This is a genomic window from Nocardiopsis sp. NPDC006139, assembly GCF_040614155.1.
In the GTDB taxonomy this organism is placed as follows: Bacteria; Actinomycetota; Actinomycetes; order Streptosporangiales; family Streptosporangiaceae; genus Nocardiopsis; species Nocardiopsis changdeensis.
The window spans coordinates 185,887-201,854 of record NZ_JBEXTT010000001.1; the positions used below are offsets into that span (position 1 = coordinate 185,887).

A 15,968-nucleotide genomic window follows, 5' to 3' on the forward strand; every position below is an offset into this window, starting at 1 on the left:
CGGCTACTTCTTCGTCGTTCGGCGGCCGCGGGTGGCCGCGGCCGGTCGCCATGCCCTCAGGTCGTCGTCGGTCAGTCCGTGCTCGCCCTGCTTCTGCTGCCGGTAGGCGGCGAAGTATCCGGCGGGGGAACCGCTGAACATCGGGTCGAACTCGCCGTGCCACTGGTCCAGCCAGGGCTGGAGCTCCAGCAGCCCGGCCAGGAAGGGCGCGATCTCCTCGTCCGACAGGGGCTGTGTGGCGATGTACGCGGTCAGGGCGTGGGCCTGCTCGCGGTGGTCCCAGCCCGCCCAGCCGTACAGGTGGGGGGTGGCGGTGTTGGCCGAGCCGTAGGAGATGAACCGCTCCTTGGGCACGTCGAGCTTGCCCCGCGCCCTCCAGTAGGTAGGACGCAGGAAGTCGGCGGAGGTGTACTTGGGCGGGACCTTGATCTTGTCCCGGATCCTCCGCTTGGCGGGTTCGTCGGGTGCGGCGTCCTCCTCGCGCTGCTGCGCCCAGGTCCGCTCCCAGTCCTCGCGCTTCTTCAGGCCGGAGGGCTTGTAGCGCAGGGCGGGGATGAAGGGGACGTGCTCGTCGGTGATGAGGTCGGCGACGAGGTCGGCCAGTTCCTGGCGGGGGGCGTAGATGCGGGCGACGGAGGAGAAGTCCTCGTCGCGGGAGAGGGCGTCGGCGAGCTGAGAGAGGGTGCTGAGGGAGGGCAGGTCGTTGTCGTCGAACCAGAGCTCGCGGGCCTCCATCCGGTCCAGCAGCCAGGAGCGCAGCGCCTTGTCCTGGAGGGAGTCCCAGCCCTCGGTGGCCCAGCGGCGCTTGTACTCGGGGCGCTCGACCATGCCGATGGCCCGGGAGGAGGTCATGGCGTCGATGCGTTTCTGGACGACTTGACGGTACTCCTCTGGCCAGTGGGAGGGGATCTCGGTGATGGGGGTGGACCCGTGGCGGGTGAACCACTCACCGGAGGCCTCACCGGCTTCGACCTTGCGGGCGAGCACGATCTCGAAGGCGCGCTCACCGAGGGAGATCTCATTGATGTCCACGGATTCGGGGGTGCGCAGATCCTCGTCGTGGAGGTTGTAAAGGGAGTAGACCTGCCAGTCCAGTTCTTCCTGGAGGAAGATCATCTGCCTCCGGAGGGATCCCCACTCTACCCGCGCCTCACGAAGACCAATAACCCTGGGAGTGCCCCCAGCGATTAGAGCAGAAGGGGAGATGGAAGAAATTTTTTGAGCAAGCCTGCTGAGCAAAACGGGGATCTGCAACGGAAATTCAATAGGAAGCGGGAAAAGCTCAACGTTGCCCCCATTAAATTGATAACGATCCGACCAAGGAAGAGAACTAACTCGAGCCCCGTCATTGCCAATCGGATCGCCACCTTTAGGATAACAACGCAACTTAAGCCAAAAGGCAGCAATGGAACTATTCAATACTCCCAGCAGCTGCATACATTCTTCTTCGCTCACACCCTTGCGCAATTTTATGACTGGCGCAGTGCGGTTATAAACCCCTCCACCTTCATCAAAAGAAAAATGGTTATGTGTTGCAACATCCGGGAACGCAATACCCGAAGAATTTTGAAATCGCTTAGGAAAGAACATGCTGTGGTCATACCATCGGAGCCCTCGCTCTTCAGGAGTGCGACCAAAATCAACTCTGCGCTGGAGAAGCAGCCGATTTGGCCACAGAAATTCCTCCTCCTTCTGGGAGATAGCACGAGGATCCCCAGATTTCCCATAGGGAAAGAAGTAAGCGCCTGGAGATTTTACACAGAAATCTCTCACGCCATCCCCAAGAACTACGGGCACAAAAGAATTTTCTAGACTCCTATTCTTAACAGTGCTTAGCGGAACATAAAAGGCGTCATCCAAACCCGTGTGTGTCGTCCTTCCTACCGCCTCAACTTTATCACTTAGTGTGCCACGCGAAGAGGAATCTACCTGCTCGACAACCTCCAATCCTCCGTCTACGAGAACCCACGGCTGCCTTTCAAAGTATCGGGTACGCTCAAGATCATTTACAGAAACCCAGTTCCCCACAAAACCAGGATCGTCGATGTGAGAAACTATTTCCGACCAGACCAGGCCACCCTCAGCCCGTTCTGGGACAGAAGGCTCACCTTGAATTCCTCGAACAGTCCTAATCGTTGACGAACGACCTTTACCAGCTCGACGCCTACCCACAAGTATGACAGTCGGAGTCCCATGACCAGGGATATAAGCTCCCGAGGTATCGACAACCTCGACAAGCTCCACCCTATGAGCAAAGAACTCTTCGATCAATCTCGTCCCAAATTCTCTCTTCATGAAGGAATTTGAAGTGATCTGACCAATCATGCCATACCCAAAACCATCCACCCCTCCACGCTTGGCCAATTCAAAGAAACGCTGCGCAAAAGGAACAGAAAGAGCGTACGACCCCGAGCAAGCGTCATAAGTCTTCCGATACAAATCGTTGAGATTTTTATCTCTAACTGTAATATATGGAGGATTTCCCACCACCACGTGGTATCGCCCGGGCTTCAGAATGTCCCTATGCTCGTAAACATCTTCCGTGGCATAAGAAAATGATGCCAGTGACTCTCCATTTTCCTCGGTTTCGAGATCCAGTTCGAGCTGCCGATCCTGGATTAGTGAATCTCCCACCGCCAAGTGGATCGGCCAATCGTACCTACCTGCCTCAACAAACGTCCGGATGTTCGCCGCTGCCATCGCCGCCACCAGCAACCGGAACCGGGCGATCGCCACTGCGAACGGGTTGATGTCCACCCCGTGCACCGAGTCCAGCGCCGCCCGTACCCGCTCGTGTGCGTCCATGACCGGCTGTCCCTCGGCCCACAGCCTCACCAGCCGCCGGAAGGCCCCCAGCACGAAGTGCCCCGACCCGCACGTCGGGTCGATCATCTTCAATTCTCGGTACCCGAACTCCCGCACCGCCGGGTCCATCGTCCGGTCGAGGATGAATTCCTCCACGAACTCCGGCGTCTGGAGCAGGGCATACGTCTTGCGCGCGTTCTCCGACAGGTCCTGGTACAGGTCCCCCAGGAACCGGGTGTCCCACCCCTGCGTCCCGTCCTCGTTCAACGGGTCCGTGAAGTCGTGGACGAGCACGCCCTCCGCGTCCCGCTCACGCCAGAACTCCACCAGGGCGCGTGCGCCGTCGTGGGACAGAGGGATCTGGTACAGCGGATTGTGGTCGGGGTGGAACAGCAACCCGCCGACCTGCCCCGCGCCCAGTTCCGCGAAGGCGCGCTCCAGCCACCCCCGGTACGTCGGGTCGTCGTCGGTCTCCACATACGCCCCGTACCGGGCCTCGGCCAGGTCGCGGCGCTCGATGTCGGGCGCCGCCAGGTACGGCTCCGGGATGAGCCGGTTGTCCTCGGAGAACCGCACGAACACCGTGGCCAGCACCCACGCCGCCGCGGCCTGGGTGATGCGCTCGTCCAGCCAGGAGTTCCAGGTGGCCGCCGTACGCTTGAGCCGGAACGCCCGCCGGTACTCATCATCCAGGCGGTCTTTCACTTCCGGCAGTGCCTTGACCTGCGCGGCAAGGTCGGTCTCGGCCTCCTTGACCTGGCGTTTCAGATCGTTCAGCAACGCCTTGTGGTCGACCACGCGGCCCCTCCCCCATCTTGTGCTTCTACAGGCCCCGGGTGCCATTGCTCCCCGGGGCCGAAATCGTCGTCCATCGTCATCCGCCGGAGCGGTGCAGGTTGTTCACCCATGCGTCCGACAGCCGGACCCACTCGCCCAGTGCCGCCTGGTAGGGCACGGCAACCCCGCCCAGGCGGGGTTCGCGCGCGGGGTCGTCCTGCGGGCAGAGCATCCACAGCCCGCGTGCGCCCTGCCGGGACACCTCGGCGAGCCGGTGCAGGACGTCCATCGCGTCGTAGCGGGCGAAGACACCGGTATCGGTCATCAGCACCGGCGGCAGGCTCGCACCCGTCCCCGATGTCAGCAGCTCGCGCAGCCTCGGTTCGACCCGACCCCAGGCAGTGGTCGCATACTCGGCGAATCTGCGTGCCGCGTTGGAGCCCACCGGAGCGGCGTCCGCCTTGAGGATCGTCTCCCAGCTCGGCTTGGGCTTGGGGTCCACCAGAGCGTGCAGGGCCTCCAGGAACAGCGCCGTGACGGAGACCTGCTCGGCCGCGAACCGGCCCCCGGTCTCCGACAGCTCCGCCACCGCGAGCGGACTCAGCCCGGTGCGCACCGTCAGTACCCGGAACCCGTCCCGCCGCACGGAGGCGGCCAGGTGCTCCTCCGCCGCGGCGGCGTCCGCGATCTGCGGGTCGTCGGCGTAGCGGGTGAAGGCGCCGACGCGCGTGCTGCGGCGCCGACCGCCCATGCTCAGGTAGCTGGACTCCGCCGACTCCTTGGGCGGGAGGTAGCGCAGGGTCCCGGTGTTCTCGCGCGTGGCCAGGACCAGGTCGAAACCGGCGTCCTTCAGGGCCTTGGTGAGGGGCCCGTCGAAAGGCAGCTCCCGGCGCCCGCGGGCGTCCACCAGCTCCGGGAACCGCGCCCGCACCCGCTCGTGGATCTCGCCGGGGGGCAGGCCGGGCTGGTCCGCCCAGGGCAGGTCGGGGACCATCCGCACCAGACCGGCCTGGGACAGGCGCAGGGCCCGCACCAGCGACAGGTCGCGCGGATAGATCTCCAGGCGCGGAGTCACCGCCGCGTTGGTCGAGGCGGCGGCGGCCATCTCCACCAGTCGGCGCTCGTTCCACTCCACCCTGCCCGGGGGCGGGTCCACCGCACCCAGTTCCGCGAGCACGGTGGCCGTGGTGGGAAGGGTGTCCTGCTGGCTCAGCCGGTCGGCGGCCCGGCCCAGGCGCACCGCGTAGTCGATCAGGCCCGGTGCGGACGGGGTGTCGGGGGCCTCGTCCTCCCCGACCTCCAGGGCCAGTAGACCGGCGCTCATGTCGGCGTCCGCCGCCTTGCGGTTGGCCTGGTGAAGGAAAGCCGCCTCCTCCGGGACCAGTTGCTCCGCCTCGACCACGGCGCGCACCGCGGCCAGGGCCAGCGCCCTGCGGCGATCGCGCCCCCGCAAGCGGGTACCGCGGCGGACGATCAGCGCATCGGCGACCTCGGCCACGGAGGCGGCCCGGCCCCGCTCCCGGAGCAGGTCGATGACCTCCTCGCGCAACGCCTGGAAGGCCGGCAGCCCCTTCCAGCGCTTGCGCTGTTCCTTGAGGGACAGGGAGACACTGGCCGGGTTGAGCCCGACGATCTCAGCGACGTCCTTCTGCCGCGGCCAGACGGCGATACCGGGCAGCACGCCCTCTTCGTCGGGGAGCCGCAGCAGCAGGCGGACCGTCTCCACCGTGTTCCCGTTGGACCCGTTGTTGTTGCGCTTGGGCACGAACAGGGTGGCCAGCGCGTCCAGGCTGACCGAGCGCAGGGCCTCGCCCGGCAGCGGCGCGGAGCCGTCGTGTTCCACGAGGCGGTCGGCGAGCGCCGACTCCAGGTCGCTTCCCAGCTCCTCGGCGGCCTTTCTGCGGCCCTCCGGGGTGAGCGGCGAGTCCGCGGCCGGCCGCAGCCGCTCGCCCCACTCGCGCTGGCGGCGCTGGATCTCACCGCGGGTCTTGGCCCCCATGCCGGGCGCGTTGAGGAACTTGCGCTGGCTGTGCTCGAGGAGTTCGCCGACCGTGGTGATGCTCAGGTCGTACAGGGCGGACTCCGCCATCGGGCTCAGTCCGGCGGCCGACAGGTGGGTCTCCCGGGTGGCCGCCCGCGCCAGCTCGTCGCGCTGCTGCTCGGTCGTCAGGGGCTCGGCCTCGGGAACCACCGAAGCGGGGGCTCCGTCGAGGGACTGGGCGGCATCGCCGGTCGACGCCGTTCCCGTCAGCGCGGGGTGGATGGTGGTCGGGTGCCCCGAGGACGGCCTGTTCTGCGCGTCCAGGAAGATCTTGCGCCACCGGTCCCGCATGGGCTTGAGGTCGCCGAAGCGCTGCGCGGCATCGCGGTGGAGGGCCTTGCGGAAGAACTTCTCCAACCCCTCGCGGACTGCGGGGTCGAAGGCCTCGGCGGCGATCTGCGGGTGGGGCCACTCCTCGGGATCGGTCTGTGCGGGAACGACACTGCCGTCGCCCCAGCGGGGCAGCTCGCCCGAGGCCATCTCGTGCAGGGTGACCGCGATGGCGTAGCGCTCGGCGTGGTTGTCGTAGACCGAGCGCTTGAGCCCGCCGATGAACGGGTCGAGGTAGCCGTCGGTGCCCGCCTCGACGGCCTTGGCCGGGTATCCGGCCAGGGAGAAGTCGATGAGGACCAGTTCCCGCGTGCGGTTGGGGCGCACCCGGATGGCGATGTTGTCCGGCTTGATGTCGCGGTGCCAGATCCCCTCGCTCTCCAGGGAGTCCACCGCGCCGAAGAGGTAGTCGCCGTAGGAGTACAGCTGGTCGACCTTCAGACGTCCGCCCTCGCGGAGCTGTCGGGCCACGGTCTCCTCGCGCCGGCGGGGGGTGCCCCGGGAGGAGGTGCGGTCCTCGTCCGGACGCTCGTCGCCGACGTACTCCAGCGCCAGGACGGTGCGCCCGCCCAGGGTCAGCGGTTCGGGCTCGACCAGGCGGATGATGCCCTGGTGGGCGCGCAGCGTGCCGAGGATCTCGGCCTCGCGGGCCAGGATCTCCCCGCGGCTGTCGGACAGGGCCACCTTGAGCACGGCCAGGGGGCGGGCCCCCTTCACCTGGGGGTCCACGGTGAGGTCGCGGACCAGGAGGGCGCGGCTCGTGGAACCGGTGCCCAACTGGCGCTGGACCTCCCAGCGTCCGCCGAGGACGTCGCCCTGGGACGCCTCCAGCGGATCCTGTTCGGGCTCGTGCGAGGAAGTGCCCGGCGTGGTCAGGGCGTCCTCGACGTACTCCAGCATCTCCAGGAACTCGTCGACGCTGGACAGCCGCTGTTCGGGCCGGTAGGCGGTGGCGGCCTGGACCAGCTCGTCGATGTCCTGGGACAGGCCGTCCACGACGGCGCTGGGGCGCAGCCCCTCGCCGGCCTCCAGGCGGGCGAGCAGCTCGGCCTGGCTCGCGGCCGGGGCCCGGCCGGTGGCGAGCAGGTAGGTGAGCACGCCCAGGCCGTACACGTCGAGGTGGACGGGGTCGGGGCGGCTGGCGCTCAGCTCGGGTGCCAGGTAGGCGTCGGCGCTGTCGGAGACGTGCCCCAGGGACAGCGAGGTCGGTGCGAACCGCCGGGTGTCCTCGCGCCCGCTGTGGCGCACGGCGACCTGCCAGTCCGAGATCCGCAGACGGGGGGCGAGCCAGCGGGCATCCTCGCCGTCGCCCCGGGACGGCCCGGGGGCCACGTGGACCGCGTGGGCGGAGAGCGTGCGGTGGTGGATGCGCCGGGAGTGCGCCGAGCGCACGGTCTCGGCGAGCTGGCGCACCAGCGACATCCGGGTGAGGATGTCGAGCCTGTCGCCGTACCGGATGAGGTACTCGTCCAGCCGGAGCGTCCTGGGGTCGTGCTCGAAGATGAGGGCGGGGCCGGAGCGGTGGCCGGACGGGTCGTACTGCTTGAACCGGACGACCCCGGGGTGCTGGAAGCGGTTCAGAACGTCGGACTCGCGGCGGGCCGCGTTCTCCACGGACTTCCTCATCGCGGCGCTGGCGCCGCGCTCGACGAGGTAGACGCGCACGCGCACCTGCTCGTCCAGGTCCGTGTGGCGGGCGATGTGGTCCACCCAGGTGGGGCCGGTGTCGAAGGGCTTGCGGTCCAGCAGGTAGGGGCCCACCTTGTACTGGGCATCGCTGCGGTGGATGCCCACCTGCTTCAGCCCGTTGGTGACCTGGGTGCAGCGGGGGCCGGTGATCCGGCTCTTCACGTCGTAGGGAGGGCGGTGGAGCATCTCCAGCAGGCCGTCGACGAAATAAACGCCGTTCTGGTCGTTGGCGGGCAGCCGCAGCCGCAGGGAGGAGTCCGTGAAGCAGACCGAGCCGGACACGTAGACGCCCTGGACGCCCTTCTGCCTCAGGAGTCCGGCCAGTTCCTTGGCCTTCTGCTCCACCAGGTGCCTCGGGTTGCCGTGCGGCTGCCTGCCCCCGTTCGGCCTGGTCTGGACCCAGGTGCCGTACTCGGTGGTGACGCTGCCGTGCCAGTTCTTCAGCTCGATCATGTGCAGCCCGCTGGGGGACAGCACGAGCAGGTCGACCTCGCGAACGTGGCCGCTGTTGGCGGTGAAGGTGAAGTTCGACCAGGCGTGCCAGACACCGCTGTCGGGGAGCTTCTCGCGAATGGTCTGCAGCCCGCGGTGCTCGTGGTCGAAATCCGACTCGGTGACGGTCGTCCACCGGCCTTCGCGCATGCGCCGCTCCGTCTCGTCACCTCGGGGGCGCATGAGGGATTGCGCCCGAGAACATCCTAAAGGGGGAGGCTATCGGAGCAGTACGTCGTTCCAGAAAGGCCAAGAGTCCCGAACCGGGCGCCTCTCTGCGGAAACGTCCTCGTTCGGCCCTACCGGCGCGGATGCGAAGGCGGTCGCTGCGCCAGGGGCGGCCACGGAGGTTCCGGCGTACCGTTCGCGCGGGTGAGTCTGACGCCTGGGACGGGATCGGCCGTGAGGGAACATTCACTCACGCCCGATCCCGATTCCAGCACTATCAGCAGCGCGTCGTCACGGGTTCCAGCACCCGGGTCAGGGTCAGGGTCCGGAGACCGGGCACTCCGGCGAGGCCGGTGGAGGAGACGCCCCGGTAAGAAGCCGGTGACTCACCGAACCAGACGACCAGGTGCGGGGGCTTCGCCTGGAGGGCGGCGGCGAAGGCATGCTCCCACCGGTACTCGGAGCGGCGGCCTCCGATCAGAGGTGGGCGCTGAGCGCGCAGAGTCCGGCAGGAGGGGCGCGCGCAGGACGGGCAGAACGGGCCGACCTGCGGGCTCCGCCGCGGCAGCGGCGGCAGCGGGCGTGGGGGGTGAAGTAGTGGCGGCACCGCTGCGGCACCGGTTCCCCCAGCCGCAGGGTCACCTCCGGCAGCCGAACTCGACCGGTGCGTCCATGCGCGCGAGGTTGAACAGGGGAACTTGCGCGTTTCGCAGACGCGGGGGACGGTCGCGGCGTAGATCGTTGGGGTCGCAAAACCCCTGAAGAGCGAACGGTGATCGACAAGCTGGTGTTCCAGAAGAGCAGTTACAGCGGGATCGGCCAGAACTGTGCGGAGGTCGCCGATCTGCCTTGCGGGGCGGTCGTCCGGAACTCCAAGCACACCACCGCCGGCCCTCTCCCTTCCCACAGCGAAGTGGGATGCCTTCCTCGTCCCGTCCGTATCCGGCAGCCGTAACACTCGAAGCCTCCCCGACGCAGCACCCCGTCACCCCCCGGCCGAGGCGTTAGTGCTTTCTCAACATGTTCGCCACGGGGAAGGCATGCTGTACTGGTGCTCGACCACGACGTCACCATCGGAAAGGCACCGCCATGACCGTCACCACGCAACTCCGCACCTAGACCGTCCACGGGGTCTGCTCGACGAGTGGGTCCGGCGGTGGCAGGAGGAGATCGTCCCGCCGCGTCGGGGCTTCGGGGTCTCCCCCGGTGCTGTCTGGATCGATCGGGAGCGCGACCGCCTCGTCGGGGAGATCTCCTACGACGGCCCCGAAGGCTTCGCCGAGCGCAACCGCGTCTACCGGGGCTCTCCCCAGCGGGAGACCATGGCCCCGGATCTGGAGGACCATCTGGTCTCCACTGAGGTACACGAGGTCACCCGGGTCCACCGACCCTGCCCTTCTCCCTCAGCATGCGGGAGAACCGAACCGACAGAAGGCCCGATGCAGGAGATCCGTCTGCTGGACGAGCGCTGGAACGGAGCACGCCTTCAACTGGTCAAGGACACCTTGCTGGCCAGTGTGGAGGCCGAGTCCGGACCCGGCCTTTTCACCGACGACTGGCTCGCGGTCCCCTTCGACCTGGCGGGTCTCCGTCCTCTGGGTCCCGTGAACTCCTTCGGCTTCCCAGTTCACCTGGTGGGCCTTCCCTCACTCGGCCCCGCCCCCGTCCTGGCGTCCATCACCTCCGGAACCCTGAAGATCACCGATGTGCGCGACGGGGCCGTTCTGAAGATCTTCCCCCTACCCCGCACGGGGACGGAGGAACGGTTCCATGTCGTGTGTGATCTGGCCCTGGGCCACCACCGTGGCCGCGACCTGCTTTTTCTGCATGAGGAGAGCGACAGGGGGCCGTACCACCGTTGGGTTTCGGTTGTGGACCTGACCGTCGGCGAACCGATCCCGGACATGGCCTTCGACCACTACCGGTACCGGGAGATCAGCGAGCGCCTCACCCTTCAGCACGGCTATCTGGCATGTCCCACCACCGAGGAGGTCGTCGAGTTCCAGGCCGACGACTTCAGCGTCATCGACAAACCCTTCATCCACGTACGGCGGGCGGATGACGGTTCCTGGGTGGGGAAGGTCAGTCTCCACACGGGGGTCCCCGAGGGCCGGGCCGCCGAGATCGCTCACACGGCCGGGCACACCTACCTCGCCGAGGCCGGGGACATCGTCACCCTGCCCGATCTGGAGCCGGTGTTCACGAAAAGGGTTCCGTGGGTGGCGGTGTCTCGAGTGACCGAGTGGGACGGACGTCCGGTCGCCGTCCTCGTCCAGGAACGGGCCTCCTCGGAGGAGCTTCCAGGGCGGCTGTGCCATCTGTTCCTGGACACGGACCACCCGAAGAAGGTCGACCTCCCCTGGTCGGTCCCGCCCGAGGCATACGACCTTCTGGCCACCCCCGACGGCACGATCGTGGTCTCCTCGGCCGAGGGCGTCCACGTACTCAACGTGGACCCCGCAGAGGCTTCTCGCGCCAACCCACGTTGAACCGGTTGCAGCGGAGCGTCCAGCCCACCAGAACCGCTGACGGCTCTCCACTCCCCTTTCCCCGGGAGACACGGCACAGCACTGCAGCCGCGAGGCTCCTCGGTGCCCGCCCGGTCCGTGTGGCCACTTCCCTCTCCACCGCTTTTTCGGTCTCCAGGGATCGGGAGGTCAGCGGCTCCGGGGAAGGAAGGCGCACCGAAGAAGGCCGGCGAAGCTGCAGGACGGCAATGGCCGCAGGGACGCCATCGCGCCCGCGTTCACGGCCGCAGCCGGGTTCGGTTCGGTGGCCCCTCCCGTCCGAGTACCTCATGACCGTTCACGGTCACCATGAGCCCCAGCCATGTGCCAGAACGTGACCGGAAGCGGACAACCGGGCGAATTGGAACGCAGAACCGGGAAGACCACCGGGTGATCAGGTAGCGGACCCCCATGAGGTGAAGCCGTGCCCACTCCCCCCGGGCGGACCCTGTCCCCGTCGACCGATCCCCATCCGATCGACCCGCTGGCCGCAGTGCGCGGCCGCATCCTGCTCCATGTCAGGGGCACGACCGAAGCACCCCTGGAACAAGTCTCGGCGCACCGCAGCGGTGTGGTCTTCTCCGGAGCGAAGGCGGTCGAGAACCTGGAATCATTCATCAGGGACATCTGCCCCGAATGTCCCACGGTTCTGGATCCCTCGGAGTATGAAAGGCACTTCGCCACTCCCGCGGCACCCTTCACCAGAAGCGATCAACTCCCGCTCCCCGGTGTGCCAGCCCCTCGGCCGAGCCCTGAGAGCGCCGAACCACAACCTGGCGGGCGCCGATTGCACCTCACCCCGACCCGATATCTGAGATGCGACGAAGATGGAGAAAAAGCACTCAGGGAGGCGGTCGCCCAAGCCGATGAGGCATCCGATCCCGCCCTGATCCTGGCCGTTCCCATCGACGCGCAATGGCTCACTGAACGCACGGATACCCTGATCTCCCTGCTGCACCGGAGCCGTCTACCCAAAGCCCTCATTCTGGGAGACAAGGACAATCCGACAGGATCGAAGATCCGAGCGAAGGGGCTGCGCCAGGTCATCTCTTCCTGCTCCGACATCGCACTGCTGCGTACGGACCTGGCCGCGGTGGACGCCATGGTGCACGGGGCCGTGTTCGCCTCGATCGGCGACACCTCCAGTGCTCGGCATGCCGCCCCTCCGGGCAGTCGCCCCTGGCGCGGTTCGGACTCCAGCCCGAACGTTCTCTACCGGCCCTTGTTGCGGTACATCCGGGGAGCGAAGCTGGCGCGTTATCTGGGAGAGGAGGCGAGGGACTGCTTCTGTTCCGCCTGCGCGCAGTGGGCCGATGACCACCACCGGTATTCCGGTGGCCGACCGCCGACCGGATTTCTCGACCCCGTGGACGCCCGGGACGCGCACGCGCACAACATGGCCGTGTGGTCGCGATTGTGGGCCGAAATCGCGCGTCAGCCCTCCCCCGAGGGGGCGAGGGAATATTGGAGGCGGGTGTGCGACAGTGCCGTCGGGCTGGACAGCTGGCACCACAAGGATGTGCCCGAGTATGAGAAAGTGTTCGCCGCTCCCGCGTATCTCAGGTTCTGGGCCGGGCGTCCCGAGCGACGGAACACCTGGTACCGGTGAATACCTCCGCACGGTCCGAGCCCTGGTGAATGCTCCCGAACACCTGCTCGGCGAGCCGCCAGTGAAATGGGGCCATCGGTTCCGGGATCCGCCGGGACGGACGCTCCAGGAGCCGTACGCCGTCCTCCCGAACCTCGGCGAGCCCCACCCCGCGATAGGCGGCCTCCAACCGGGCCTGCTCCTCCTCTTGCCGGAGCGGAGAACACAGAACAGTGCGGGGAGCGACCGCTCCCAGCGCACAGGCCCGTCCCAGGACTGTGCGCCAGCTCCCTCCCCGGACCAGGAGCAGATCCAAGCGCAGAGGCATGTCCGCCAGGCGCAGAACCTTCCGCTTCCCTCGCTTGCGGGCCCATACCGGGACGGCCGGCAGGATGTTCTGCTCGCGCTCGGTGAGAGCGTCCACCGCCACCCACTCCCCCAGGGGCAACGCCTGCAGTACCTGGTAGACACCCAGTCGCGCGCCGAGGGTCCGGCCACCGGCACGGAGCCGGGCCTGGTCCTCGACCGGGTGGTAGAGGGCCGTGACCGTCCCGTCGCGCATTCTCAGGTCCACGGTCCGCACACCCGCGGAACCGGTGAGCGTTCTGAGATGGGAAGGCTTGAGTTCCATGCCACCGATGCTCGCAGAGAACCCCGGGTGGGTCCGGGGTTCCCCACGATTCACAGCGTCACCCCCGGCTGGTCGGCATGAGTGATCTCAGGAACTCCCGGGTCTCCTCATCGGTGGAGTACAGGCGGCACGACTTCATCCCCCGGGTCATCAGCACCCGGTAGGTGTTCCGGGCGAGCTCGAGGTACAGCTCGGGTCCCACACCCCTCATCCTGGGATCGCGGCTCTGCTCCGGATGCGCCTCCCAGTGACCGGCACGGCGCACCAGATCCGGACCGATGATGACCCCGGCGTCGTCGTACTCCAGCCCCTGCGCGGTATAGACACAACCGACCTGGTCGACACCACCTGCGTGCGTCGCCCAGAACGGGCTCTTGGGTCTGACGACCCGGCTTCGGTCGGCGGTGCGTTCCTCCTCATGGAGGTTCCACGGACGTGCCCATCGTCGGGGGTGACCCTCATGCGCGTCGTGCCATTCGATGCTGACACCGGGCAACTGGAGGCCGGGAGCGGGCTGCGACCAACTCCAGCAGAAACCCGCGCCGATCCGCGCCGAACGTTCCTGCTCCACACATTCCCGCAGCCACTCCTCGAGTTGTGAAGGGTCGTCGGCGACGCCGAGGTCATAGCCCTTCCCACGCCATGCGACGGGCTCGCCGTACAGGAGCCGGTCCACCCAGTCGGTGAACTCTCGCGAACCGTTGCACCGGAATCCTCCCCTCAGCCGGTGACCGGTGACCTCGATACGGTGCTTTTCTCCCAGATCACGCACTTCCCATCCGGTAAGTCCCTCATCAGGCCGGATTCTCTGGCGTTCGTCCAGAAAGATGACCACGACCGGAACGCGAGCCAGGCTCCTCATGACATATCTTTCGAACACCCCATCCACTCGGCTCACCCGGTGTGCCTCGTCGAGAATGACCAGGTCCGTGTCGAGAACCGCACCGCTGGTGTAGCCGAAGAGGGACTTTGCCGCTGCGACATCCCTCGTGACCTCGCGAAGGTTGGTGTTGAGGGTCTTGGAAGGAGAACGGTAGAGCGCCCTGCGCTGGACCCGCCCATCCTGATCCCTGCCGATGTAGGACCTGAGCAAGCGCATGGCGAGGATGGTCTTCCCGCTTCCCGGACCACCCTCCACCAGCACGATGCTCCTACGTCCACTGGCAAGCGCCTCATCGACCTTGGCCCTGATCCCCAAGAAGGCGCTCTGCTGGTCTCCCATGAGAACAAAGGCCGGATCGCGATCGATGGCCTCGGCCGCCATGGACAGCAACTGCCGGTTCGGTCTCCAGGACGCCGTCTCGAACGCCTTCACCAGTCGGTTGTCCGCTCCTATGACATCTGAGCAGTGGAACAGGGAGCGCAGTGCATCGGCGTCGGCCGCACCGTTGATCCGCTCTCCGCTGAGCACGGGGTGCACGTACGGTCCCAGCGAGGAATCCTCGATCGCCCCCACCTGCGCTTCGGTAGCGTTGTGGAGCAAGGCCAGCCCGCGCACGTCCAGCTGTGCTTCGGGGGAGTCGAACCACCGTTTGAGGAAGGCCGTGTACCCGGCGACCTGAAGCACGGGATGGATCTTGGTGCTGTCGTCCCAGGGCAGGTGGACCTGACCGTGTGGGAGGGGTCTGGCGTCAGTCCACTGCTTGAGTTCGACGACCACTGCGGCGATTCGCTCGGCTGAGGTCCACCCCAGCAGCAGGGCGTCGAACCGACTGTGCCCCTCCGGGGTCCCGAACTCGAGGTAGATCCGCAGGTCCTCAAGTCCGGCCCTGACCAGAGCGTCGAGCAGCGGCGGCCAACTGTTACGCCAGCTGCGGATCTCGGATTCCCCGGGGATTCCGAATCCGGCCTCTCGGTATGCGGCGATGCATCTCTCGATGAACCCGGGATGCTGTAGGGCCCGCGCGGTGTCACCGACACTGGCCACGTGCACGAAGTCGAAGGGGGTGGAGGGGGTCTGCGACATCAGCTCTCTTCTACTGCGGCGATGGTCTGACGGTGCCAGGCGAAGTAGTCGGCGTTCTTGGCGGAGAAGGCGAGGCAGCGGTCGCCGAGGCGCTGCGCCGCGGTGCTCAGTGGCTCTCCCTCGGCCTTGGCGGAGGGACGGATGCGACCTCCCCCGTCGACGTACACGAAGCCGTGCTCGAAGAGGGAATCACAGCCGAGGGTGCAGGCGAACATGACGTTGTTGAGGTCGGTGCGCTCCGCGTGGTCGCTTCGGCTCCGGCGCTTGATGTGGGCGGTGTGGACGAGCCTCTTGGGCAGGGTCTGCCCGCACAGGTCGCAGGGGACCTCGGTCCGACCCTTGAGCTTCTTCGCGCGCAGCTTCTTCTGCTCGGCCCGGACGTGCACGTACGCGGAGACGTCGAGTACCGGGGGCAGGTCGAGCAGAACCTGGTCGGCCGGGTCCTCCGAGTCGAGGAGGCGTTCTTCGCCGCCGTGCTCCCGAAGGGCCTCCTCCAGGACCTGCTCCATGACGGACTCCCGGGTCTCCGGGTGGTAGGGCCCGCCCTGGGCACAGGCCGACCGGCGCAGAGCCTCGATACCCTCCGGGCCGATGCGGGGGTGCTCCTTGGTGACGTCGTGGAGGGTCTCCTCGACCACCAACCGGACGCGGTAGGGGTAGACGTCGTCGTCCCAGACCGGAGCGTCGTCCTGGTAGAGGCCACCGGTCAGCCGGGCGACCACCACCTCGGGCACGGTCCTGGTCTGCGCCTCCGGCCCGGAGATCCTCCCGAGCCCCAGATGGCCGAGGTAGAGGCGGTCGTCCTTCTTCAACGAGGCGAGCACCTCGTGGTGGGCCCTCTGTTCGGCGGTGTCGGGTTTCCACCCCCAGACGGACCGCTCGATGCCCCGCCGCAGGTTGGCGGCACCCTTCTCGCCCACGTACACGTAAACCTCGGTGACGCCGTCCTCGCCCACGATCCTCTTCTCGTCCAT

General features: G+C 67.1%; 8 protein-coding genes. 3 read left to right on the forward strand and 5 right to left on the reverse strand.

Features of this window, described 5'->3' with window-relative positions; all coding sequences use genetic code 11:
- Positions 1-3: 3 nt before the first annotated feature.
- Complete coding sequence (gene pglX / locus ABZ249_RS00760; protein WP_355255299.1) at positions 4-3,648, reverse strand: BREX-2 system adenine-specific DNA-methyltransferase PglX; 3,645 nt, start codon at positions 3,646-3,648, stop codon at positions 4-6.
- A 31-nt stretch (positions 3,649-3,679) separates the two neighbouring features.
- Entirely contained in the window at positions 3,680-8,284 is a 4,605-nt protein-coding gene (gene pglW / locus ABZ249_RS00765) for a BREX system serine/threonine kinase PglW (protein WP_355255302.1), read from the reverse strand.
- A gap of 805 nt (positions 8,285-9,089) precedes the next feature.
- Between pglW and ABZ249_RS00770 the strand changes: the two genes are divergently transcribed.
- From ABZ249_RS00770 to ABZ249_RS00780, 3 genes are all read left to right on the forward strand, one after another.
- Entirely contained in the window at positions 9,090-9,257 is a 168-nt protein-coding gene (locus ABZ249_RS00770; RefSeq protein ID WP_355256015.1) for a DUF397 domain-containing protein, read from the forward strand.
- Positions 9,258-9,342: 85 nt separating this feature from the next.
- A complete protein-coding gene (locus ABZ249_RS00775) occupies positions 9,343-10,791 on the forward strand; it encodes a hypothetical protein (protein WP_355255305.1) in 1,449 nt (482 codons plus the stop codon).
- 442 nt (positions 10,792-11,233) lie between these two features.
- A complete protein-coding gene (locus ABZ249_RS00780) occupies positions 11,234-12,418 on the forward strand; it encodes a hypothetical protein (RefSeq protein WP_355255308.1) in 1,185 nt (394 codons plus the stop codon).
- Here the strand turns inward: ABZ249_RS00780 and ABZ249_RS00785 are convergent.
- From ABZ249_RS00785 to ABZ249_RS00795, 3 genes are read right to left on the reverse strand one after another with little or no spacing between them, the layout of a single operon-like run.
- On the reverse strand, positions 12,369-13,028 hold the full coding sequence (locus tag ABZ249_RS00785) for a hypothetical protein (protein ID WP_355255311.1): 660 nt from the start codon (positions 13,026-13,028) through the stop codon (positions 12,369-12,371). The two genes, ABZ249_RS00780 and ABZ249_RS00785, sit on opposite strands and share 50 nt — an antisense overlap.
- Positions 13,029-13,086: 58 nt before the next feature.
- Positions 13,087-14,994 (reverse strand): DNA/RNA helicase domain-containing protein, encoded by a 1,908-nt coding sequence (locus tag ABZ249_RS00790; protein WP_355255314.1) that lies wholly within the window; start codon positions 14,992-14,994, stop codon positions 13,087-13,089.
- Positions 14,994-15,968, reverse strand: a complete 975-nt coding sequence (locus ABZ249_RS00795) for a hypothetical protein (RefSeq protein WP_355255317.1) — start codon at positions 15,966-15,968, stop codon at positions 14,994-14,996. The genes ABZ249_RS00790 and ABZ249_RS00795 overlap by 1 nt, the downstream gene beginning before the upstream one ends.

Coding starts and splice junctions, on each gene's coding strand:
- pglX (WP_355255299.1), bottom strand. CDS start 3,648: ATGGCACCCGGGGCCTGTAGAAGCACAAGATGGGGGAGGGGCCGCGTG.
- pglW (WP_355255302.1), bottom strand. CDS start 8,284: ATGCGCGAAGGCCGGTGGACGACCGTCACCGAGTCGGATTTCGACCAC.
- ABZ249_RS00775 (WP_355255305.1), top strand. CDS start 9,343: ATGCTGTACTGGTGCTCGACCACGACGTCACCATCGGAAAGGCACCGC.
- ABZ249_RS00785 (WP_355255311.1), bottom strand. CDS start 13,028: ATGGAACTCAAGCCTTCCCATCTCAGAACGCTCACCGGTTCCGCGGGT.
- ABZ249_RS00790 (WP_355255314.1), bottom strand. CDS start 14,994: ATGTCGCAGACCCCCTCCACCCCCTTCGACTTCGTGCACGTGGCCAGT.
- ABZ249_RS00795 (WP_355255317.1), bottom strand. CDS start 15,968: ATGGACGAGAAGAGGATCGTGGGCGAGGACGGCGTCACCGAGGTTTAC.